This window comes from Xanthomonas sp. F1 (assembly GCF_014199855.1).
Genome location: NZ_JACHOK010000005.1, coordinates 128,002 through 149,833, shown reverse-complemented (window position 1 = coordinate 149,833; position 21,832 = coordinate 128,002). Strand labels below are relative to the sequence as shown.

The following is a 21,832-nucleotide window of genomic DNA, read 5'->3' as shown; positions in this document are numbered from 1 at the left end:
AATTCGTATTGCCCTGAATAATTCACGCAGATAGTCTGGATGGTGCGGTATCCGCTGCGTTGGGGTTATACGAGATGGCCATCAGGGTTTTTCTGGTCGATGATCACGCTCTTGTCCGGACGGGCATGAAGCTGATCCTGTCGAATCAAACGGATATCGAGATCGTCGGCGAGGCCGACAGCGGCGAAAATGCACTCCCGCAGATCCGGCAACTGAAGCCGGACATCGTCCTGTGCGATCTGCACATGCCCGGCGTCAGCGGGCTGGAAGTCACCGAGCGCATCGTCAAGGGCGACCACGGCACCAAGGTCATCATCGTCTCGGTGCTGGAGGACGGCCCGCTGCCCAAGCGCCTGCTGGAAGCCGGTGCGTCCGGCTACGTCGGCAAGGCCGGCGACGCGCAGGAGCTGCTGCGCGCGGTCCGCGACGTGGCGATGGGCAAGCGCTATCTCGGCGCCAACATCGCGCAGAACCTGGCGCTGGCCAATCTGGAAGGCGGCGGTTCGCCATTCGATGCGTTGTCGCCGCGCGAACTGGAAGTGGCCCTGCTGCTGACCCGCGGCCTGCGCCAGGAAGACATCGCCAAGCGCCTGAGCCTCAGCGCCAAGACCGTCAACACGCACAAGGCGCGGCTGTTCGAAAAGGTCGGCATCCAGGACAACATCGCTCTGGCGCGCCTGGCCACGCAGTACGGCTTGCTGGATCCGACGCACCCGCTGTAAGCGATGGCGCCTGTCGACCGGCACGAGAGCGGCCTTCGGGCCGCTCTTGCGTTGTGCGGGCCAAGGAAAAGATCTTTTCGCGGCTGCTGATCAAATAGCGACCGCGCACCGGCGTTGCCGACCTCCCTGGGCACTCGCGCGTGCCGCGGTCTGACTGGCTGGGTGCCGCCACGGCATCACTTGGCGAAAGCGGTGGAGCAGGGAGTGCGCGCTCTGCGCGGATGCATCACTCACGACTGCAGCGAGGGCACAACGACGAGGACATGCATGTGTTGGTGTGCCGGTCGCCGCCTTCCGCGCAGCACGTACTCCACTCATCGCGTGTTTCGCAGGAGCGGCTTTCAGCCGCGACAGCCGTACCGGTGACGTCTGTCGCGGCTGAAGCCGCTCCTGCGAGGTGATGGTGTATCTCGCTGAGCCACGGCAAGGCGAGTTTTGGCGAGGCTTTGAAGGCACTGCTGCTGCTGCGCGAAAGCGAGGCGCGAAAGAGAGTGCGCGTGGAAGACGATCGTCCAGAGTGGCAGCGATGGACGCGCTTCAAGGGTGCCTACAAGAAAAAAGCGGCCCGAAGGCCGCTTCTTTCATGCTGCGACGGGAGCGGGGATCAGCTGCGATCCTTGTGCTCGTCGCCGTCGGCCTTGTCCGCGACATGTGGCGCAGGCGTTGTGGATTGCGCCGCGGCAGCGGCACGTTCCTTTCGCGCTGCCTCGTCCGCAGCCGCGATCTCCGCCTGCGCTGGCGTCGCCGGAGTAGCGACGGACGTTGCGGTGTCATCATCGCTTGCCGGCGTGGCCGATGCGGTCTCGGTCGACGCTGCGGCCGGTGCTTCACCACGGTGCGGGGCCTGCGCCGGTGCCTCGGCGAAGGCATCGAGCAGGGTGGTCTGCACCGGTGCGTAGGCCGGCTTGGCCGGGGCAGCTTCCTCGGCACGCGGCTCCGCGGGAGCGGTGGGCGCGGCGGTGACGGCCGGCGCTGCGCTCGGCGGAACGACGGCAGCTGCCGCCGGCGCGGTGACGCCCGCCGGATCCTCGACCGTGGTCGCGGTATCCGCGGCGTCCGGCTCCGCGACCGGCGCCTTGGCGGCGGTGGCAGTCGGTTGCTCGACGGCGGTGGTGACTGCCTGCGGTTGCGGCTGCGACACGGCCGGCGTGACGGACGGTGTCGTTGCACGCTCGGCCGGCGCAGCAGCGCCCTCGGTGGCGACGGTCTGCTGCGTAACCGGCGTGGTCTCGGCAACCGCTGCCGGTGCCGCGGGTTCCGCAGCCATCACGGTGTCGGCGTGAGCCACGGCGGCATCGCTGACGCCCTGGGCTGCAGCGGTCGGCGCGGTCGGCGCAGGCGATGCGGTCACGGCGTCGGCAGGCGCGGCCGGCTGCATCGGTGCGGTGGCCGGTGCAGGCACGGGGTCGGCGCTGATCGGCGCGGGGGCCTGGGCTGCGTCGTCGGCCGGTACCGGGGCACTGACGGCAGCCGGACGCTCACGGCGCTCGCGCTTTTCCTGCGGCTCGCGCTTCTCCTGCACGGGCGGCTTGGGCGCGGGTGCATCGGTGGCACCGTCGTCGTCGAAGTCGAACTCCGGCTGGCTGCGGCTCGGCGCGGGCGCGCTTTCGCCGTCGCTGTCGGCGGCATCCAGGTCGGCATCGTCCAAACCGGCGGCATCGCCGGCAGCACCGGCTTCGCCATTGCCACGGCGGCGGCGGCGGCCGCCGCGACGGCCACGGCGGCGGCGGCCGCCGGCGTCGCCGGTACCGTCCTCGCCCTCGGTGCTTTCGCCGGCGGGCACGGCCTGCGCGGTTTCGGCGGCGCTTTCGCGTTCATCGATGCTCGCTGCTGCCGCGGTCTGCGCCGGCTGCACCGGTGCTGCGGCTGCAGCGTCGACGGCTGCTGCAGGTTCCTGCGACGCGGCGATCGCGCCACCGGCGACCGCGGCGGCGGCCAGGGTGGTGGCGTCCTGTGCCGGCGTCACCGGTGCGGTGGCGACAGGCGCGGCCGGCTGCTTGGCGACGGCCTCCTCGGCACGCGGCTGACGCTGTGGCTTGTCGCCCTGCACGGCGGCCTGTGCCGGTTCCTGCTGCGGCTTCGGCTGGCGCGGCGGGTTCTGCGGCTGCTGCTGCTTTGGTGGCTTGGGCGTCTGCGGCTGCTGCTGCGGCTTGGCCTGCTGCGCGGCCTGCTCGTTGCGCGGCGCCTTGGGCTGCGGGTTCTGCTGCCCGGCCGGCGCGGCAGCGCCGTTGCCGGCGCGGCGCTCGTCGCGGCGCGCGTTGCCGCCGCCGTTGTTGCCGTTGCCACGCGCGGCATTGCCGCCCTGGCCGCCGTTGCGGTTGCCGTCGCGGTTGCCGTCGCGGTTGCCGTCGCGGCGCGCATTGCGGTCGTTGCGATCGCCACGGTCGTTGCGGTTACGGTTGCCGTCCTGCGGGCGCTGGCGCTGTGCCGGCTCGGCGGCTGCCGGGGCCGGTGCCGGGCTGTCGCCAGCGCCGAAGATGCGCTTCAGCCAGCCGACCACGCCGGTGGCCGGCGGTGCGACCGGTGCCGGCGCGATGACCGGGGCCGGTGCCGGCGCGGCGACCGGTTCTTCGACCACTTCGCGCACCGGTGCCGGCTGCGAGTGCTTCACATTGGTCACCGCAGGCGCCGGGATGTTCAACTGCGCCTTGGTCAGGGCATGCACCGGCAGCTTGCGCGGGGTGCCGCGCTGGTAGCTGGGCTTGGTGCTTTCCTCGCCCAGCTCGTTCTCGCGCAGGCGGGTCACTTCGTAGTGCGGGGTGTGCAACTGCTCGTCGGCGACGATCACGATCGGCGCGTCGTGGCGCTTCTCGATCTCGCTGAGCGCGCGGCGCTTCTCGTTGAGCAGGTAGTTGGCGATCTCCACCGGGGCCTGCACCAGCACCTGTCCGGTGTTCTCCTTCATCGCGTGCTCTTCGGCGACGCGGATGATCGACAGCGACAGCGACTCGACGCTGCGCATGCGGCCGTGGCCGTCGCAGCGCGGGCAGACGATCTGGCTGGATTCGCCCAGCGACGGACGCAGGCGCTGGCGGCTCATCTCCAACAGGCCGAAGCGCGAGATGCGGCCGATCTGCACCCGCGCGCGGTCGTACTTGAGCGCGTTCTGCAGGCGGTTCTCGACCTCGCGCTGGTGCTTGTTGGAAGCCATGTCGATGAAGTCGATGACCACCAGGCCGCCGAGGTCGCGCAGGCGCAGCTGGCGCGCGACCTCTTCGGCCGCCTCCAGGTTGGTCTGGAACGCGGTGTCCTCGATGTCGCTGCCCTTGGTGGCACGCGAGGAGTTGACGTCCACCGCGGTCAATGCCTCGGTCTGGTCGACCACGATCGAACCGCCGGACGGCAGGCGCACGCTGCGCTCGTAGGCGGCCTCGATCTGCGATTCGATCTGGAAGCGGTTGAACAGCGGGATGTCGTCGGTGTAGTGCTTGAGCTTGCGCAGGCTCTGCGGCATCACCTGCTGCATGAACTCCTGGGCGTCGCCGTACATCTCGGCGGTGTCGACCAGGATCTCGCCGATGTCGGCGCGCAGGTAGTCGCGCAGGGCGCGGATGATCAGCCGCGACTCCTGGTAGATCAGGAACGGCGCCGGCTTGGCCAGGGCCGCCTCGGCGATCGACTTCCACACCTGCAGCAGGTAGTCCAGGTCCCACTGCAGCTCTTCGGCATCGCGGCCGACGCCGGCGGTGCGGATGATCACGCCCATGTCGTCGGGGATGTTCAGCTTGTCCAGCGCTTCCTTCAGCGCAGCGCGGTCCTCGCCCTCGATCCGGCGCGAGACGCCGCCGGCGCTGGGCGAGTTCGGCATCAGCACCATGTAGCGGCCGGCCAGGGAGATGAACGTGGTCAGGGCAGCGCCCTTGTTGCCGCGCTCTTCCTTGTCCACCTGGACCACGACTTCCTGGCCCTCGCGCAGCAGTTCGCGGATCGTCGCCTTGTTGTGGTCGACGCCGGCCTGGAAGTAATCGCGGGAGATTTCCTTCAGCGGCAGGAAGCCGTGGCGCTCGCCGCCGTATTCGACGAAGGCCGCTTCCAGCGAGGGCTCGAGCCGGGTGATGCGGCCCTTGTAGATGTTGGACTTCTTCTGTTCCTTGGACGGCTGCTCGATGTCGATGTCGTACAGGGTCTGGCCGTCCACGATGGCCACACGCAGTTCTTCTGCCTGCGTGGCGTTGATCAGCATTCGCTTCATTGTTGCGTTCCTCGCGCTGCTACCGCGCGGAACGCCATGGGGTTTCGCTTCTGGTCACGCTTCGTCGCCCATCGCGCAGGCGCGGGGTGGGCGTCTTGGGTTTCCAGCGCTACGACACCACGGCGAGCCGCGGGAGCGCTTTTTGCTTTTAGGTGGTTCAGGACCGGCGGCGACTCCAGCCAGGCTGGGCGCCGCACGGGGCATGTTCAGCGCGGACGCTTGCGGCATCCGGCGATGGCCGGGCAGGCCGGTGAGCCGCTAACATGGCCGCCCCGGGGGCGGTGGTCGCGCACTGTGCCGGAATCGTCGTAAGCCGGGCTTCTGGCCCTCAACTAACTTCCAACGAAATCAAACCCTTATCTCGCCCCCCGAGTGTAACAGAATAAACTGCCTGATGACTTCCCCCCCGATCCCTCCAAAGCCGCGCGATGTCGCGACCAGCGCGGTGCGCATTCTCAAGGTCCCGGAAGACAGGGCCGGACAGCGCGTAGACAATTTCCTGCTCGGCCAGCTCAAGGGCGCGCCGCGCAGCCTGATCTACAAGCTGATGCGCAGCGGCCAGGTGCGGGTCAACGGCGGCCGCACCAAGGCCGAGCGCAAGCTCGAAGCCGGCGACGAGGTGCGCATCCCGCCGGTGCGGCTGACCGAGGAGGGCGAGAAGAGCGCGCCGCCGGACGCGTTCATGGCCCGGCTGGAGGCGGCGATCGTCTACGAAGACGCGCGGCTGCTGGCGCTGAACAAGCCGTCCGGTGTCGCCAGCCACGGCGGCAGCGGGATCAGTTTCGGCGCCATCGAGACGCTGCGTGCGCTGCGTCCCAACCAGTCGCTGGAACTGGTGCACCGGCTCGACCGCGACACCTCCGGGTTGCTGATCGTGGCCAAGAAGCGCTCGGCGCTGACCGAGCTGCAGGCGCTGATGCGCGAGGACGACCGGGTCCAGGGCCGCGGCATCAGCAAGCGCTACCTGACCCTGCTGGTCGGGCGCATGCCCGACGGCACCATGAGCGTGGACGCGCCGCTGCACATCGGCCTGCGCCAGGGCGGCGAGCGCCACGTGCAGGTGAATGCGGCGGGCAAGCCGTCGCTGAGCCACTTCCGGGTGCTGGAGCGGCGCGGCGGACATTCCTATTGCGAGGTGCGGATCGAGACCGGCCGCACCCACCAGATCCGCGTGCATGCGCAGCACCTGGGGCATCCGGTTGCCGGCGACGACAAGTACGGCGATCCGGCGGTCAACAAGCGCCTGCGCGAGCAGATCGGGCTCAAGCGCCTGTTCCTGCATGCCGCCTCGCTGGAGTTCAGCCTGGACGACGGCAAGACACCTTATCTATTGAACGCGCCGCTGGCCGACGAACTGGCCGAGGCGCTGAACCGCCTCGGCTGAGGCGGACGCGCCGGGAGCGGCATCGCGGCCGCCCCCGATATCGCGCTCAACTGTCGTGATGGTCGTGATCGTGGTGCCCGTCGTGGTGGGCGGGGGCTGGCCGTTGTGCCGGATGCGACTCGGCCGGGCGGGGCTGAGGCATGCGCGGCGGTGGGGAGAATCGGGCCACGCGCTGTTCCTGGTGCTGCTCCTGGCGCGGTTCCGGCATCGGCGCGCGCATCGTCTCGCGCGGCATCTGCGGCGCGCGCGCTTCGCGCTCGGGCGCTGGTGCATGCCAGGCCTGGGCGCGCGGGGCTTCGGCCGGCATCGCCTCTCGCGGCGGTTGCGTACGTGCCATCTCCCGGGCGAAGCCGGAGGGCTGCATGGCCGGGTCGCCATGCCGCGGCGGTTCGGCGAAGCGCGCTTCCGGCATGCCGCCACGATTGGCGGTCGCCTCGCGCGGCACCGGTGTGGGCGTCAGCGCCTGCGGGACCGGCCGGCCATGGAACTGCGGGACCGGCATCGACGGCGCCGTGCGCGGCGCATTCGGCTGCGCCATCGCCACGGTGCGTTGCGCTGCCGGAGCATGCTGGGCGAAGCCGGGCAGCAGGCGCGGATCGCGGGCGGCGGCCATGGCCGCCGGCGTGCCCGGGGCCGGCAGGCGTTGCACCGGCGGTGGCATCGCCGCCACCGGGCGGCCGGCCTGCAGCATCTGGTTGGTGAAGTGGGGCATGGTCTGCGGCATCGCCGGCGGCTGCGCGCGGGCCGGCCCGAACGCCGCTGCCGGAGTGCGCGCCGCCATCGCCGCAGCGGCCATCGCCGCTCCCGGCGCATGCGCGGCGGCGAAGGCCTGCTGCCCACCCGGCCCGCCCATGGGCGCGGCCGGCGGCGGCGCACCGCGGTAGTCGTTGTGCACGTAGCTGCGGTTGTCGTAGTGGTTGTTGATGATGGTGGTGCGCGGCGCGTACACGCTGTTGCGGTAGACCACGTAGTTCGGCGCCGACGGCGGCGCGTTCCAGTTCACCCCCCAGTTGTTCCAGCCCCAGCTGTGCCACGGCGGGGCCGGTTCCAGCCAGCCGAACACGCTGTGGTGATGGTGTTCGAGCGCGTCGCCGACGAGTACGCCGACGCCGAAGGAAATGATGCCGGCCGTGACCAGGTCGCCGGTGTCGTAATAGGGGCGCGGCGGACGGTAGCGGTACTCGCGGTAGACGTTGACCGGCGCGCCGTAGACCACGTCGGGGTCGTAGCGCGGCACGTAGACCACGTCCGGCTGCGCCGGTTCGATCACGATGGTGCGGGTGGGCGGCGGCACCGCGTCGGCATAGGCCGGCGCCGGTTCCACCACGGTGCGCTGCACGACCTGTACGCGCTGCTGCGGCGTGCTGCGCAGGTGGCCCTGCGCCTGCGCGCGCTGGCGCATCACCTGCACCGCGTCCAGCACCTGGTTGGGATCGTGGGCGTAGGCATCGCCCAATGCGCGGGTCCAGTCGCCGTTGCCGGCCAACTGATCGACCACGTCGGGGAAGGCGGTCAGCGCCTTGACGCTGGGGTCCCAGGGCTGCGCCGCGGCCGCCTGCAGGCGGTCGGTGGCGGCAAGGGTACGGTTGTTGCGCAGCCAGTCCTGCGCGGACATCACTTGGTCCGGATACACCGAGGCGGCGAGGGTCTGCGCCAGCAGCTTGTCCGGGAACAGGGCGATCGGCGCCACCAGTTGATACAGCTGGTCGGCGGTGGGCGGCACGTAGGGCGCAGGCACGGGCGCTGCGGCGGGGGCAGCCGCGTCGGCCTGGGCCGCGGGGGCAGGCGTGTCTTGCCGCTGGCAGGCACCCAGCGCCACCACGCTCAGGGCGGTGAACAGGGCCAGCCTGGCCGGGGGCAGGGGACGGAACTCCATGCGACACCTCATCGAGCGGGGCGAAGGTGGCCGCAGCATGCGCTGCCTTTGGTGTCTGCGACCTTTCTGCGCGACGTGGTCGCGCGGGCCAGCGAGCGCGCGTTCAGCCGGCGTCGGCTGCCGCTATCAGACCGGCGCGGATAGCCGGAACAGCACCAGGCTGAGCGCCAGCGTGGCCATGCCGGCGATCAGGCCGTACACCGTTTCGTGCCCCTGCGCATAGCGCTTGGCCGCCGGCAGCAATTCGTCCAGGGCCAGGAACACCATCACCCCGGCGATCAGCCCGAATACCGCCCCGAACACCGCATCGGACAGGAAGCGCGCCAGCGCGACGTAACCGATCAGCGCGCCGATCGGCTCGGCCAGGCCGGACAGCAGGCTGGCGGCGAAGGCATAGGACTTGCGCCCGGTGGCGTAATGCACCGGCACCGCGATGGCGATGCCCTCGGGGATGTTGTGCACGGCGATGGCGAAGGCCAGCGGCATGCCCACCGCCGGGCTCTCCAGCGTCGCGAAGAAGGTGGCCAGGCCCTCGGGGAAGTTGTGCGCGGTGATCGCCACCGCGGTGAGCAGGCCGACGCGCTTGACATAGGCGCGGTTGTCGTCGCGGAACAGCGGATCGCGGCTGTTGAGGCTTTCGTGCGGATTGGGTACCAGGCGGTCGATGGTCACGATCAGCACCATGCCGGCCAGGAACGCCAGGGTGGCGTAGGCCTGGCCCAGGCGCGGGTCGAAGGCGTCGCTGAAGGCGGCGATCGACTTGCCGAGGATCTCGGTCAGCGACACATACACCATCGCGCCGGCGGAGAACGCCAGGCCGAAGGCGAGCAGGCGCGGATTGGGGCCTTTGCTGAACAACACCAGCACGCTGCCCAGGCCGGTGGCCAGGCCGGCGCCGAGGGTCACGGCGAGCGCGACCAGGACATTGTGCAACGGGATCTCCAGCATGCGCCGGCGGCTCCTGGGAAGAGGCGTCGATCAAACCCGGCGCAGTGCGGGTGTCGCGTGAAGGCGCGCGGTGCGCGCCCGTGGCTCAGCCGGCCTTGCGCGCCTGCGCGTCCAGCGCGAAGCAACGGTCCGGGCGCGGTTGCGGCGGATTGAAGTTGACCGGCACCTGGATGGTCCACGGCACCGCCTGGCCGTTGCGGGTGGCGGGATTGAAGGTCCAGCCGCGCACGGCCTCCTGCGCCGAGGCGTCGAGCTTGGCCTGGCCGCTGCCGGCAACCACGTCCACCTCGGTCGGCTTGCCCTGCACGCCGACCACCACCTTCAGCACCGTGGTGCCGCCGAGTCCGGCGCAGGCCACGTCGATCGGGTAGTCCGGCGGCGGCGTCTTCACCGCGGCGACCTCGGTCGGCGGCTGCGCCACGGTGTGTTGCTGCGATTGCTGGGATTGGCCGCAGGCGCTGAGCAGCACGGCGCTCAGGCAGGCCAGGGGGAGCAGACGGCGGGCGGTAGCGGTCATCGGGATCATTCCGGAAGGGCGGACGCCTTGGCGGCGCAGATGAAGTCGTTCTCGCTGAGGCCGCCGACGTCGTGGGTGGAGTAGCGCACCACCACGCGGTCGTAGTGCACGCCCAGATCGGGGTGGTGGTCCTCGCGGTGCGCGATCCAGGCCAGTGCGTTGACGAAGGCCAGGGTGCGGTAATAGTCGGGGAAGCGGAAGGTGCGGCTGATCGCGTTGCCGTTCTCCACCACGTCCCAGCCGGGCACCTGCGGCAGCAGTTCGGCCAGGCGTGCCTGGGTCAGTTTGTATTCGCTGCCCTTGCAGGGCGAGCAGTGGGCCTGGGCGAGCGGGATCAGGTCGTTCATGGAAGGTCTCTGCGGTGGAACGGACAGGGCCGGTCAACATACCGCCCGCGATGAGCGCAGGGCGTGGAAGGGTCTAGAATACCCGCATGATCCAGATCTCAGACAACGCACAGGCCCATTTCCGCAAGTTGCTTGAACGCGAGGCCGTGCCCGGCATGGGCGTGCGCCTGAGCGCGGTCGATGCCGGCACGCCACGCGCCGATGCGCGCCTGGAGTTCGCCGAGCCGGCGGACCTGGCCGGCGACGAATGGGCGATCGATTGCGCCGGCTTCACTCTCTATGTGGCGGCCGACAGCGTCGCCTGGCTCGACGGCGCGGAAATCGACTACGTCACCCAGGGCACCGGCCAGCAGCTCACCATCAAGGCGCCGAAGATCAAGGGCGAAGCCCCGGGCGAGGCGGCCTCGCTGGTGGAGCGGGTGCGCTGGGTGGTGGAAAACGAGGTCAATCCGCAACTGGCCCAGCATGGCGGCCGCGTGGCGGTGCAGGAAGTGTCCGCCGATGGCGTGGTGCTGCTGCGCTTCGGTGGCGGCTGCCACGGCTGCGGCATGGCCGACGTGACCTTGAAACAGGGTATCGAGAAGACGCTGATGGGCCGCGTGCCGGGGGTGACCGCGGTGCGCGACGCCACCGACCACGACAGCGGCAGCGCTCCCTACATTCCGCGCGATTCGGCCGCCTGACGTTCCGCTGCCGGTGACGCGCGCCGCCGACATCCTCGACGCGCTGTTGGCGCGCACGCCGCGCAAGCTGCTGCGCGACCGCCGCACCGGCCTGCCGTACGCATGGGCGCACTGGATCGCGGCGCAACCTGCCATGCCGCGGCCGTTCGCGGCCCCCGAGCTGATCGCGGCGATGCCACCGGCGCAGCCGCCTGTGACCCTGCGCCTGCCGGCGTTGCCGCTGTGGCAGGCGTTCCGCCGCCTGTGGTGGCAGCACTGGGATCCGGCGCCCTACGACCAGCGCTGGTGGCGGCGCCTGGCCGTGCTGCTCAGTCTGCTGCTGCACCTGCTGTTCGCGGTGTTCTTGCTGTGGGTGGCGTTCGTGCGCTGGTTGCCGCCGCGCGCCGATGCAGACCAGGCCGGCCGCGTGCAGGTGGAATTCGTCGGCCGCGGCACGCCCGCCGAGAGCGGTGGCGGTGCGCCGGCCGAGGCGGCCGCGTCCACGGATGCGACGTCGCCGACCCCGTCGCGTGCGCAGCGCGCCGCGTCCGCGCGGCCGACGCCGCCAGCCGCTGCAGCGCCGGCGCCCGCACCGGCCGCGGAGCCGACCCCGGCAGCACCGGCGCAGGCCGCGGCCAGCGCGCCACCGCCGCCGCCGGTCGAGCAGCCGCTGCAGGTGACCGAAACGCCGACGCCCACCCGCGACTTCGTGCTGCCGCCGCCACCGAGCGTGCGCGTGCCGGTGCCGACACCGCGCGCGGTGGTGCCGCTCGATGTGCAGGTGCCGGTCCGCGACGTCGAGGTGGTCACCGACGTGCCGACCGTGGCGCAGCTGCGCCCGCGCGACATCGCGGTGCCGCGCCCAGCGGCGCCGCAGCAGGTGCAGGTGCGCGAACGCGAGGTGCCGGCACCGCTGCCGCAGGTGCAGATTCCCGCACCGCAGATGCGCACCCCGGCGTCGACGCCGGTGCTGCGCAGTGCCGAGGCGCCGCAGGTGCGGCAGATCGAAGTGCCGACGCCGAGTCCCGCCACCGCGAGCACGCCCACGCCCACGCCGGCACCGGCAACTGCTCCGGTTGCCAGCCCGGACGCCACGCCGGCGAGCGCGCCGACCCCGCAGCCGGCACCGGCCGCCGCTGCCGGCGCTGCGGCCAGCGCGACTGCCAAGCCGACCACACCCGTGGCCGGCACCGCGCCGCCCGGCAGCCAGGCCGCGACGCCGGGCAGCGGCCCGGCGCCGGTCGCCCGCGATGGCGGCTGGGCCACGCCGCAGCGCGGCGACGACTGGGGCGCGGCCGCACGCAATCGCCCCGGCGATGCCGGTGCCGGCGCCAGCAAGGGCGGCGGTCTGTTCAATGCCGACGGCAGCGTGCGCCTGGCCGATGGCCGCGGCAACGACCAGGCGCCGGCGCGCAGCGCGCCCGGTTCCGAGACCGACACCTGGACGCGCGAGCGCATCGAAAAGGCCGGGGAATGGCTCAAGCGTCCGCCGTACGACTACAGGCCGACCTCGTTCGACAAGTACTGGCTGCCGAACGCGACCCTGCTGGAAGAGTGGGTGCGGCGCGGCATCAAGTCGGTGAAGATCCCGATCCCCGGCACTACCAGCAGCATTTCCTGCGTGATCTCGATCCTGCAGGTGGGCGGCGGCTGCGGCATCACCGACCCCAATCTCAACGAACAGCCGGCCGGCGCACGACCGCCGCCGAACGTGCCGTTCAAGCGCGAATTGCAGGAAGACAACGGCAGCCGCTGAGCGACGGTATACCCGCCTGCTCCGACATGCGGGCGACGCACATCACCAATGTTCAGTACACGCGAACCGGACGCGGTTTGCTTTGAGCGGGCGGCTTCAGCCGGCATGGCTTTCCCAGCGAGGGCTGGTCGTCGCAGGTCTCCAACACGCTGCGGCGCACCACATGCTGTTTCGTAGGAGCGGCTTCAGCCGCGACGGGTTTCATCGCGAACGCCCCGTCGCGGCTGAAGCCGCTCCTACGTGTGTGCCTCACGTCGTTGGATAGGGCCGGAGCGATACAGGATGACCCAGCCTTCTAACGCGGCGGCGAGGTAGCCACGGGTCTACCGTGGCGCATCCGGAGCATGAATGTGCGGTCGCGGCACCACTGCTCAGCGCACTATGGTGCAGACGACCGCGCGCGTCATGCGGCATGCTTGGTCGCCTGCGCGTGGTGCGCTCAGTTCACGCCATGCAAATCGCGCAGCTGGCTGCTGCGCGAGCCGAAGTAGGCCGCCAGATCGGCGATGTCCTGGTCGCTCAGCTGCGCCGCCTGCGGGCTCATCAGCGGATGCGTGCGGGTGCCGCCACGGTAGGCCTGCAGCGCGTGCGCGAGGTAGTCGCCGTACTGGCCGCCGAGCTTGGGGTAGGTCGGGTCGATCGGCGCATTGCCGTCGGCGCCGTGGCAGTCGATGCAGCTCTGCCCGGTGGCCTTGCCCTTGGCGTGGGCCAACTTGTCGCCGGCCTCGATGCGTCCGCCGGGCAGGCCGGCGGAGGAGCCGGAACCGTGCTCGCCGCTGGCATGGCCGGGGTCGCCGGCGGATTTGCTGGTGGATTCCACCTGCGATTGCGAACAGGCCCCCAGGCACAGGGCGGCAAGCAGGACGAGGGCGGGACGCAAGGCGTACGCGGCGTTCGGCATGGGAGGCCTACTTGAGGGTGGACAGGAAAGCGGCGATGTCGGCGATCTCCTGGTCGGAGAAGCTTTCCGCCTGGGCCTGCATGGTCGGATGCTTGCGCTTGCCGAGCCGGTACTCGGTCAGCGCCTGGGTCAGGTACTGCGCCGACTGCCCGCCGATCTTGGGGATGCGGTAGCTGGGGTAGGCGTTCTTGTAGCCGGTGACCCCATGGCAGCCCTGGCAGGTGTAGGTGAGCACCCGACCGTTGGCGGCATTGCCCTGAATGGGCGCGGGCGCCGCGGCTGCGGCGGCAGGAGCGGCGGGCGCCGGCGCGGTCTGCGCCATGGCCGGAGCGGCCCCAACAGAAACGAGTACGGCCAGAGCAAAACAAGCGGCTAGCGGCTGCGTGCGCATGGTTTCGTGGTCCGGAGGACGGATTGGGGTTCCGGCGTGGGGGAACACGGAACGGCCCGAGTATAGCCTCACCTTTCGCGGCTCCGAAACTGGCGGCGGTGGGCGACCCGTGACCTTTGGGGCATTCGACGCGACGTCGATTGGTGATCTACTTATCTACAACACCATTCACGCCATCCACCAAGGACACGACGATGACGCGACCGCTCACGCGCCGCACTGCCACTTGCGCTGCCGCGCTGCTGGTCACCACCACGCTGCTGCTCGGCGCCTGCAAGCCGGCCGCCGAAGCCAAGGCCAAGGCCGCCGACAGCGAGAAGGCGCCGGAGGCCGTGCCGGTGGAGGTGGCGGCGGCCAGCCGCCGTGCGGTGGCGGCCAGCTACAGCGGCACCGCGGCGCTGGAGGCGCGTGCCGAATCGCAGGTGGTGGCCAAGACCTCCGGCGTGGCCCTGGCGGTGCTGGCCGAGGAAGGCCAGCAGGTGCGTGCCGGGCAGCCGCTGGTGCGGCTGGACCCGGACCGTGCGCGCCTGGCGCTGGCGCAGAGCGAGGCGCAGCTGCGCAAGCTGGAGAACAACTACCGGCGCTCGCAGCAGCTGGTGGGCCAGCAACTGGTCAGTGCCGCCGACGTCGACCAGATCAAGTACGACCTGGCCAACGTGCGCGCGCAACACCAGTTGGCGTCGCTGGAACTGTCCTATGCCACGGTGGTGGCGCCGATCTCCGGGGTGATCGCCTCGCGTTCGATCAAGACCGGCAATTTCGTGCAGATCAACACGCCGATCTTCCGCATCGTCGACGATTCGCGGCTGGAGGCCACGCTCAACGTGCCCGAGCGCGAACTGGCCACGCTCAAGACCGGGCAGCCGGTGACCCTGCTGGCCGATGCGTTGCCGGGCAAGCAGTTCCGTGGCCGGGTCGACCGCATCGCACCGGTGGTGGATGCGGGCAGCGGCACCTTCCGCGTGGTCTGCGCCTTCGACGAGGGCGCCGAAGCGCTGCAGCCCGGCATGTTCGGCCGCATCCGCATCGATTACGACCAGCGCACCGATGCGCTGGTGGTGCCGCGGCTGGCGCTGCTCGACGATGGCGAGCCGGCGGTGTTCCGCGTGGTCGCCGGCAAGGTCGCACGGGTGCCGGTGACGCTGGGCTATGCCGAAGGGCCGTGGGTGGAGATCCGTCACGGCCTGCAGGCCGGCGACCAGGTGGTCACCGCCGGCAAGGTCGCGCTGCGCGACGGCAGCCGCGTGCAGGTGATCGCGCCGCAGCGCGAGGTCGCCACTGCCGCACCGGCGACCGCTTCCGGAGCGCGCTGATGCACGGCGCCGGTCCCGACCCGCACGCACCGCCTGCGCCCCCTGCTGCGCACGGCGGCGGCCTGGTCGAATTCGCCACCCGCCGTCGCGTGACCATCGCGATGATCACCCTGACCATGCTGCTGTTCGGCGCGATCGCGCTGCACGGGCTCAAGGTCAACCTGCTGCCGGATCTGAGCTATCCGACGCTCACCGTGCGCACCGAGTACGCCGGCGCCGCGCCGTCGGAGATCGAGACGCTGGTGACCGAGCCGGTGGAGGAAGCGGTCGGCGTGGTCAAGAACCTGCGCAAGCTCAAGTCGGTCTCACGCACCGGGCAGAGCGACGTGGTGCTGGAGTTCGCCTGGGGCACCAACATGGACCAGGCCAGCCTGGAGGTGCGCGACAAGATGGAGGCGCTGTCGCTGCCGCTGGAAGCCAAGGCGCCGGTGCTGCTGCGCTTCAATCCGTCCACCCAGCCGATCATGCGCCTGGTGCTGTCGAGCAAGGTCGCCGCGCACAGCGACGCCGAGGCGGTGCGCGCGCTGACCCAGTTGCGCCGTTATGCCGACGAGGACCTGAAGAAGAAGCTGGAGCCGGTGGCGGGCGTGGCCGCGGTCAAGGTCGGTGGCGGCCTGGAGGACGAGATCCAGGTGGACATCGACCAGCAACGGCTGGCGCAGCTCAACATGCCGATCGACACGGTGATCGCGCGGCTCAAGGACGAGAACGTCAATCTCTCCGGCGGGCGCCTGGAGCAGGGCACGCAGCGCTACCTGGTGCGCACGGTCAACCAGTTCGCCGACCTGGACGAAATCCGCAACCTGTTGCTGACCACCCAGGGCGCCGGCGGCAACGCGGCCGACGCAGCGCTGCAGCAGATGTACGCGATCGCCGCCTCCACCGGTTCGGAAGCCGCGATCGCGGCGGCCTCGGCGGCGCAGAGCGCGTCGTCCAGCAATACCACCACCGTCGCCGGTGGCCTGCCAATCCGGCTCAAGGACGTGGCGCAGGTGCGGCAGGGCTACAAGGAGCGCGAGGCGATCATCCGCCTGGGCGGCAAAGAGGCGGTGGAGCTGGCCATCTACAAGGAAGGCGACGCCAACACCGTGGCCACCGCGGCGGCGCTGCGCAAGCGCCTGGAACAGCTGCAGGCGCAGATCCCGGCCGACGCCGAGCTGACCACGCTGGAAGACCAGTCGCGCTTCATCGAGCACGCCATCGGCGACGTCAAGAAGGATGCGGTGATCGGCGGCCTGCTGGCGATCCTGATCATCTTCCTGTTCCTGCGCGATGGCTGGAGCACCTTCGTGATCGGGCTGTCGCTGCCGGTGTCGATCGTCACCACGTTCTTCTTCATGGGCCAGCTCGGGCTGAGCCTCAACGTGATGTCGCTAGGCGGGTTGGCGTTGGCCACCGGCCTGGTGGTGGACGATTCGATCGTGGTGCTGGAAAGCATCGCCAAGGCGCGCGAGCGCGGCCTGAGCGTGCTCGATGCGGCGATCGTCGGTACCCGCGAGGTGGGCATGGCGGTGGTCGCCTCGACCCTGACCACGATCGCGGTGTTCCTGCCGCTGGTGTTCGTGGAGGGCGTGGCCGGGCAACTGTTCCGCGACCAGGCGCTGACCGTGGCGATCGCCATCGCGATCTCGCTGGTGGTGTCGATGACCCTGATCCCGATGCTCAGCTCGCTGAAGGGGCGTGCGCCGCTGGCGTTCCCGGTGGAACCGGCGCCGCCCCACTGGCAGCCGCGGCGCGGCTGGCTGAAGCCGCTGGCCTGGAGCCGGCGCGGTGCCGCTGCGGCGGTGCGCGGGGCGTTCTTCGGCGTCGCCTGGTTGTGCGTGCGGCTGTGGCGCGGCGCGGTGGCGGTGATCGCGCCGGTGATGCGCAAGGCCAGCGACCTGGCGATGGCGCCGTACGCGCTGGCCGAGCGCGGCTACCTGCGACTGCTGCCGGGCGCGCTGGCGCGTCCGGGCTGGGTGCTGGGGCTGGCGGCGCTGGCCTTCGCCGCGACCCTGGCGGTGGCGCCGTTGCTGGGCGCCGACCTGATCCCGCAGCTGGCGCAGGACCGCTTCGAGATGACCGTGAAGCTGCCGGCCGGCACCCCGCTGCGGCAGACCGACGCGCTGGTGCGCGAACTGCAGGAGGTGCACGGCAAGGACGCCGGCGTGCAGGCGTTGTACGGCGTCAGCGGCAGCGGCACCCGGCTCGACGCCAACCCCACCGAGAGCGGCGAGAACATCGGCAAGCTGACCATCGCCATGGCCGGCGGCGGCAGCGCGCAGTTCGAGACGCAGCAGAGCGAGCGCATGCGCGCGACGATGCGCAACCACCCGGGCGTGCAGGTCGGTTTCAGCCGGCCGGAGCTGTTCAGCTTTTCCACGCCGCTGGAGATCGAACTGCGCGGCCAGGACCTGCAGACCATCCAGCACGCCGGGCAGAAGCTGGCAGCGTTGTTGCGCGGCAACGGCCACTTCGCCGACGTCAAATCCACGGTGGAAGAGGGCTTCCCGGAGATCCAGATCCGCTTCGACCAGGAGCGCGCCGGCGCGCTGGGGCTGACCACGCGGCAGATCGCCGACGTGGTGGTGAAGAAGGTGCGCGGCGACGTCGCCACCCGCTACAGCTTCCGCGACCGCAAGATCGACGTGCTGGTGCGCGCGCAGCAGAGCGACCGCGCCAGCGTCGACAGCATCCGCCGGCTGATCGTCAATCCCGGCAGCAGCCGGCCGGTGACCCTGGACGCGGTCGCCGACGTCGTCGCCACCACCGGCCCCAGCGAGATCCACCGTGCCGACCAGATCCGCGTGGCGATCGTCTCGGCCAACCTGCGCGACATCGACCTGGGCACGGCGGTGCGCGAGGTGGGCGAGATGGTGGCGCGCGATCCGCTCGGTGCCGGTGTCGGCATGCACATCGGCGGGCAGGGCGAGGAACTGGCGCAGTCGGCGCGCTCGCTGCTGTTCGCGTTCGGCCTGGCGGTGTTCCTGGTGTACCTGGTGATGGCCTCGCAGTTCGAGTCGCTGCTGCATCCGTTCGTCATCCTGTTCACCATCCCCCTGGCGCTGGTCGGCGCGGTGCTGGCGCTGCTGCTGACCGGCAAGCCGGTATCGGTGGTGGTGTTCATCGGCCTGATCCTGCTGGTGGGCCTGGTGACCAAGAACGCGATCATCCTGATCGACAAGGTCAACCAGTTGCGCGAGGAGGGCGTGGCCAAGCGCGCGGCGCTGATCGAAGGCGCGCGCTCGCGGCTGCGGCCGATCGTGATGACCACGCTGTGCACGCTGTTCGGCTTCCTGCCGCTGGCGATTGCCAGCGGCGAGGGCGCCGAGGTGCGCGCGCCGATGGCGATCACGGTGATCGGCGGGCTGCTGGTGTCCACGCTGCTGACCCTGCTGGTGATCCCGGTGGTCTACGACCGCCTGGACCGCCGCGCCGACGCGTACTACGCCGAGCGCGGGCGGCGCGCGCGGCAGCGCGAGCAGGGACAGCAGCGTCTGCAGGATGGCGAGGGCGCACCGGCATGAGCGTCGCCGAGTTCAGCATCCGCCGTCCGGTCACCACCATCATGTGCTTCGTGTCGCTGGTGGTGGTCGGGCTGATCGCCGCCTTCCGCCTGCCGCTGGAGGCCTTGCCGGACATCTCCGCGCCGTTCCTGTTCGTGCAGTTGCCGTACACCGGTTCGACCCCGGACGAGGTCGAGCGCAACCTGGTGCGGCCGACCGAGGAAGCGCTGGCGACGATGACCGGGATCAAGCGCATGCGCTCGACCGCCACCGCCGACGGCGCCAACATCTTCATCGAGTTCTCCGACTGGGACCGCGACATCGCCATCGCCGCCTCCGACGCGCGCGAGCGCATCGATGCGATCCGTGCCGATCTGCCGGCGGACCTGCGGCGCTACAACGTGTTCAAGTGGTCCAGCAGCGACCAGCCGGTACTGAAGGTGCGCCTGGCCGGCGCGGCCGACCTGACCGGCGCCTACGACATGCTCGACCGCGAGTTCAAGCGCCGCCTGGAGCGCATTCCCGGGGTGGCCAAGGTGGAGGTGTCGGGCGCGCCGCCGAACGAGGTCGAGATCGCCATCGCCCCGGACCGGCTCAGCGCGCACAACCTCAGCCTCAACCAGCTCAGCGAGCGCCTGGGCAAGCTCAACTTCTCGCTGTCCGCCGGGCAGATCGACGACAATGGCCAGCGCCTGCGGGTGCAGCCGGTCGGCGAACTGCGCGACCTGCAGGAGCTGCGCGATCTGGTCATCGATGCCAAGGGCCTGCGCCTGGGCGACATCGCCGACGTGCGGCTGAAGCCGACCCGGATGAGCTATGGGCGGCGCCTGGACGGACGCCCGGCGGTAGGCCTGGACGTGTTCAAGGAGCGCAGCGCCAACCTGGTCGAGGTCTCGCGCGCGGTGCTGGCCGAGGTCGAGCAGATCCGCAAGCAGCCGGCGCTGAGCGACGTGCAGATCAAGGTCATCGACAACCAGGGCAAGGCGGTGACCTCGTCGCTGGCGGAGCTGGCCGAGGCTGGCGCGGTGGGCCTGCTGCTGTCGGTGACGGTGCTGTTCTTCTTCCTGCGGCACTGGCCGTCGACGCTGATGGTGACCCTGGCGATCCCGATCTGCTTCGCGATCACCCTGGGTTTCATGTACTTCGCCGGGGTCACCCTCAACATCCTGACCATGATGGGCCTGCTGCTGGCGGTGGGCATGCTGGTGGACAACGCCGTGGTGGTGGTGGAAAGCATCTACCAGGAGCGCGAGCGCATGCCCGATCAGCCGCAGCGCGCCTCCATCATTGGTACCCGCAACGTCGCCATCGCGCTGTCGGCCGGCACCCTGTGCCATTGCATCGTGTTCCTGCCGAACCTGTTCGGCGAGACCAACAACATCAGCATCTTCATGTCGCAGATCGCCATCACCATCTCGGTGTCGCTGCTGGCGTCGTGGCTGGTGGCGGTGAGCCTGATCCCGATGCTGTCCGCGCGCATGCGCACCCCGGCGCTGGTGCATTCCCCGCACGGGCTGATCCCGCGCCTGCAGCGCCGCTACGCGCGGGTGCTGGCCTGGTCGCTGGCGCACCGCGGCTGGAGCGTGTGCGCGATCGTGCTGATCAGCGCGCTGAGCGTACTGCCGATGATGCAGACCAAGAAGGACATGTTCGGCGGCGATGGCGGCGAACAGGTCTTCATCGGCTACCAGTGGAAGGGCGCCTACACGCGCGAGCAGATGGCCGAGGAAGTGACCCGGCTCGAGCGTTTCATCGATGCGCACCGCGCGCAGTACCACGTCACACAGGTGTATTCGTGGTTCAGCGAGGAGGAGGGCAGCAGCACCACGCTGACCGTGGACCTGAAGCAGGTCCGCGACCTGCCGGCGCTCATGGAACGCATCCGCAAGGAACTGCCGCGCTCGGCGCGGGTGGATTTCCACGTCGGCAACAGCAACGGCGGCGATGGCGGCAACGGCGGCGGGCAGACGGTGCAGGTGCAACTGGTCGGCGATTCCACCGAGGCGCTGCGCGCGCTGGCCGACGACGTGGTGCCGCTGCTGGCGCGACGCAAGGAACTGCGCGACGTGCGCGTGGACAGCGGCGATCGCAGCACCGAGTTGGCAGTGCGGGTGGACCGCGAGCGCGCCGCCGCGTTCGGCTTCAGTGCCGAGCAGGTCGCCAGTTTCGTCGGTCTGGCGCTGCGCGGCGCGTCGCTGCGCGAGTTCCGTCATGGCGACAACGAAGTGCCGGTATGGGTGCGCTTCGCCGGCGCCGAGCAGACCTCGCCGGAAGACCTGGACAGCTTCAACGTGCGCACCCAGGACGGACGCAGCGTGCCCTTGTTGAGCCTGGTCGAGACGCAACCGCGCGCGGCCGCCACCCAGATCGCCCGGACCAACCGCCAGACCACGCTGACCATCACCGCCAATCTCGGCGCCAAGGTCACCGCGCCGGAAGCCAAGCAGGCGATCGAGGACACCCTCAAGGCGGTCAGTTTCCCGGTCGGCTACCGCTACAGCTTCGACGGCGCGGATGGGCAGGACGACGACCAGGCCAGCCAGCAGATGCTGTTCAACCTGCTGATCGCGCTGGTGATGATCTACGTGGTGATGGCGGCGATGTTCGAATCGCTGCTGTTTCCCGTGGCGATCATGAGCGGCGTGCTGTTCTCGGTGTTCGGCGTGTTCTGGCTGTTCTGGATCACCGGCACCAGCTTCGGGATCATGGCCTTCATCGGCATCCTGGTGCTAATGGGCGTGGTGGTGAACAACGGCATCGTGATGATCGAGCACATCAACAATCTGCGCCGGCGCGGCCTGTGCCGCACCGAGGCGCTGATCGAAGGTTCGCGCGAGCGCCTGCGGCCGATCATGATGACCATGGGCACGGCGATCCTGGCAATGGTGCCGATCTCGCTGACCACCACGCAGATGTTCGGCGACGGCCCGGCCTACTACCCGATGGCACGCGCCATCGCCGGTGGCCTGGCGTTCTCGACCGTGGTCAGCCTGCTGTTCCTGCCGACCATCTACGCGATCCTGGACGATCTCAGCAACGGCGTGGCGGACCTGGTGCGGCGCGCGCGTGGACGACGCGGTGTGCCGGCACAGATGGCGTCCTGAGCGGATGCGCCATGACTGCTGGAAAACCAACTGTGGGAGGGGCTTCAGCCCCGACGCCGTACCGCTGAAGCGTCGGGACTGAAGTCCCTTCCACAAGGGCGAACCTGTGCGATGACGTTGCCGCCGCCGCGCGGGTCGTTCAACCCGCCAGCTTGTCGACTGAGTGGATGCGACGTGGCTACTGGAACTCGCATGTGGGAGGGGCTTCAGCCCCGACGCCGTACCGCTGAGGCG

14 protein-coding genes are annotated in these 21,832 nt (G+C 70.2%); 7 read left to right on the top strand and 7 right to left on the bottom strand.

Translation table 11 applies throughout. The features are described 5' to 3' along the window. Positions 1 to 74: 74 nt before the first annotated feature. The gene (locus GGR71_RS13245; protein WP_026143418.1) at positions 75 to 722 is read left to right on the top strand and encodes a response regulator; all 648 of its coding nucleotides are present in this window, start codon (positions 75 to 77) and stop codon (positions 720 to 722) included. 604 nt (positions 723 to 1,326) lie between these two features. Here GGR71_RS13245 and GGR71_RS13240 read toward each other — a convergent pair. Continuing rightward, positions 1,327 to 4,914, bottom strand: coding sequence for an Rne/Rng family ribonuclease (locus GGR71_RS13240; protein WP_184452027.1), 3,588 nt, complete (start codon positions 4,912 to 4,914; stop codon positions 1,327 to 1,329). 394 nt (positions 4,915 to 5,308) lie between these two features. Between GGR71_RS13240 and GGR71_RS13235 the strand changes: the two genes are divergently transcribed. Continuing rightward, positions 5,309 to 6,298 carry an RluA family pseudouridine synthase gene (locus tag GGR71_RS13235; RefSeq protein WP_043090516.1) on the top strand — a complete coding sequence of 330 codons (990 nt, stop codon included), beginning with the start codon at positions 5,309 to 5,311 and terminating at the stop codon, positions 6,296 to 6,298. 46 nt (positions 6,299 to 6,344) lie between these two features. Here the strand turns inward: GGR71_RS13235 and GGR71_RS13230 are convergent, their stop codons facing one another. The 4 genes from GGR71_RS13230 to GGR71_RS13215 form a co-directional block, all read right to left on the bottom strand. Next, positions 6,345 to 8,174, bottom strand: a complete 1,830-nt coding sequence (locus tag GGR71_RS13230; RefSeq protein ID WP_184452025.1) for a DUF3300 domain-containing protein — start codon at positions 8,172 to 8,174, stop codon at positions 6,345 to 6,347. A 126-nt stretch (positions 8,175 to 8,300) separates the two neighbouring features. Further along, positions 8,301 to 9,122, bottom strand: a complete 822-nt coding sequence (gene zupT, locus GGR71_RS13225; protein ID WP_160960125.1) for a zinc transporter ZupT — start codon at positions 9,120 to 9,122, stop codon at positions 8,301 to 8,303. Positions 9,123 to 9,207: 85 nt separating this feature from the next. Further along, positions 9,208 to 9,639, bottom strand: coding sequence for an energy transducer TonB (locus GGR71_RS13220; protein WP_160960123.1), 432 nt, complete (start codon positions 9,637 to 9,639; stop codon positions 9,208 to 9,210). Positions 9,640 to 9,644: 5 nt separating this feature from the next. Then, the gene (locus GGR71_RS13215) at positions 9,645 to 9,986 is read right to left on the bottom strand and encodes a 4a-hydroxytetrahydrobiopterin dehydratase (protein WP_048490259.1); all 342 of its coding nucleotides are present in this window, start codon (positions 9,984 to 9,986) and stop codon (positions 9,645 to 9,647) included. 86 nt (positions 9,987 to 10,072) lie between these two features. Between GGR71_RS13215 and GGR71_RS13210 the strand changes: the two genes are divergently transcribed. After that, positions 10,073 to 10,669 carry an NfuA family Fe-S biogenesis protein gene (locus GGR71_RS13210; RefSeq protein ID WP_019800223.1) on the top strand — a complete coding sequence of 199 codons (597 nt, stop codon included), beginning with the start codon at positions 10,073 to 10,075 and terminating at the stop codon, positions 10,667 to 10,669. A 13-nt stretch (positions 10,670 to 10,682) separates the two neighbouring features. Next, positions 10,683 to 12,404, top strand: coding sequence for a transmembrane repetitive protein (locus GGR71_RS13205; protein WP_184452023.1), 1,722 nt, complete (start codon positions 10,683 to 10,685; stop codon positions 12,402 to 12,404). A gap of 439 nt (positions 12,405 to 12,843) precedes the next feature. Here GGR71_RS13205 and GGR71_RS13200 read toward each other — a convergent pair whose 3' ends face one another. Both GGR71_RS13200 and GGR71_RS13195 read right to left on the bottom strand, forming a co-directional pair. After that, on the bottom strand, positions 12,844 to 13,305 hold the full coding sequence (locus GGR71_RS13200) for a c-type cytochrome (RefSeq protein ID WP_160960117.1): 462 nt from the start codon (positions 13,303 to 13,305) through the stop codon (positions 12,844 to 12,846). A gap of 7 nt (positions 13,306 to 13,312) precedes the next feature. Further along, positions 13,313 to 13,696, bottom strand: coding sequence for a c-type cytochrome (locus tag GGR71_RS13195; protein WP_048490255.1), 384 nt, complete (start codon positions 13,694 to 13,696; stop codon positions 13,313 to 13,315). A 194-nt stretch (positions 13,697 to 13,890) separates the two neighbouring features. On the opposite strand from GGR71_RS13195, the gene GGR71_RS13190 reads away from it, so the two are divergent. Genes GGR71_RS13190 through GGR71_RS13180 form a run of 3 tightly spaced genes read left to right on the top strand, consistent with a single transcriptional unit; the run spans position 13,891 to position 21,598 of the window. Further along, entirely contained in the window at positions 13,891 to 15,009 is a 1,119-nt protein-coding gene (locus GGR71_RS13190) for an efflux RND transporter periplasmic adaptor subunit (RefSeq protein ID WP_160960115.1), read from the top strand. Continuing rightward, positions 15,009 to 18,515, top strand: coding sequence for an efflux RND transporter permease subunit (locus GGR71_RS13185; protein WP_160960112.1), 3,507 nt, complete (start codon positions 15,009 to 15,011; stop codon positions 18,513 to 18,515). The genes GGR71_RS13190 and GGR71_RS13185 overlap by 1 nt, the downstream gene beginning before the upstream one ends. Beyond that, the gene (locus GGR71_RS13180) at positions 18,512 to 21,598 is read left to right on the top strand and encodes an efflux RND transporter permease subunit (protein WP_160960109.1); all 3,087 of its coding nucleotides are present in this window, start codon (positions 18,512 to 18,514) and stop codon (positions 21,596 to 21,598) included. The genes GGR71_RS13185 and GGR71_RS13180 overlap by 4 nt, the downstream gene beginning before the upstream one ends. Positions 21,599 to 21,832: the final 234 nt, after the last annotated feature.

Bases quoted from the DNA above. Each gene is read 5' to 3' on its own strand.
- GGR71_RS13245 (WP_026143418.1), top strand. From the start codon at position 75: ATGGCCATCAGGGTTTTTCTGGTCGATGATCACGCTCTTGTCCGGACG.
- GGR71_RS13240 (WP_184452027.1), bottom strand. From the start codon at position 4,914: ATGAAGCGAATGCTGATCAACGCCACGCAGGCAGAAGAACTGCGTGTG.
- GGR71_RS13235 (WP_043090516.1), top strand. From the start codon at position 5,309: ATGACTTCCCCCCCGATCCCTCCAAAGCCGCGCGATGTCGCGACCAGC.
- GGR71_RS13230 (WP_184452025.1), bottom strand. From the start codon at position 8,174: ATGGAGTTCCGTCCCCTGCCCCCGGCCAGGCTGGCCCTGTTCACCGCC.
- zupT (WP_160960125.1), bottom strand. From the start codon at position 9,122: ATGCTGGAGATCCCGTTGCACAATGTCCTGGTCGCGCTCGCCGTGACC.
- GGR71_RS13220 (WP_160960123.1), bottom strand. From the start codon at position 9,639: ATGACCGCTACCGCCCGCCGTCTGCTCCCCCTGGCCTGCCTGAGCGCC.
- GGR71_RS13215 (WP_048490259.1), bottom strand. From the start codon at position 9,986: ATGAACGACCTGATCCCGCTCGCCCAGGCCCACTGCTCGCCCTGCAAG.
- GGR71_RS13210 (WP_019800223.1), top strand. From the start codon at position 10,073: ATGATCCAGATCTCAGACAACGCACAGGCCCATTTCCGCAAGTTGCTT.
- GGR71_RS13200 (WP_160960117.1), bottom strand. From the start codon at position 13,305: ATGCCGAACGCCGCGTACGCCTTGCGTCCCGCCCTCGTCCTGCTTGCC.
- GGR71_RS13195 (WP_048490255.1), bottom strand. From the start codon at position 13,696: ATGCGCACGCAGCCGCTAGCCGCTTGTTTTGCTCTGGCCGTACTCGTT.
- GGR71_RS13190 (WP_160960115.1), top strand. From the start codon at position 13,891: ATGACGCGACCGCTCACGCGCCGCACTGCCACTTGCGCTGCCGCGCTG.
- GGR71_RS13185 (WP_160960112.1), top strand. From the start codon at position 15,009: ATGCACGGCGCCGGTCCCGACCCGCACGCACCGCCTGCGCCCCCTGCT.
- GGR71_RS13180 (WP_160960109.1), top strand. From the start codon at position 18,512: ATGAGCGTCGCCGAGTTCAGCATCCGCCGTCCGGTCACCACCATCATG.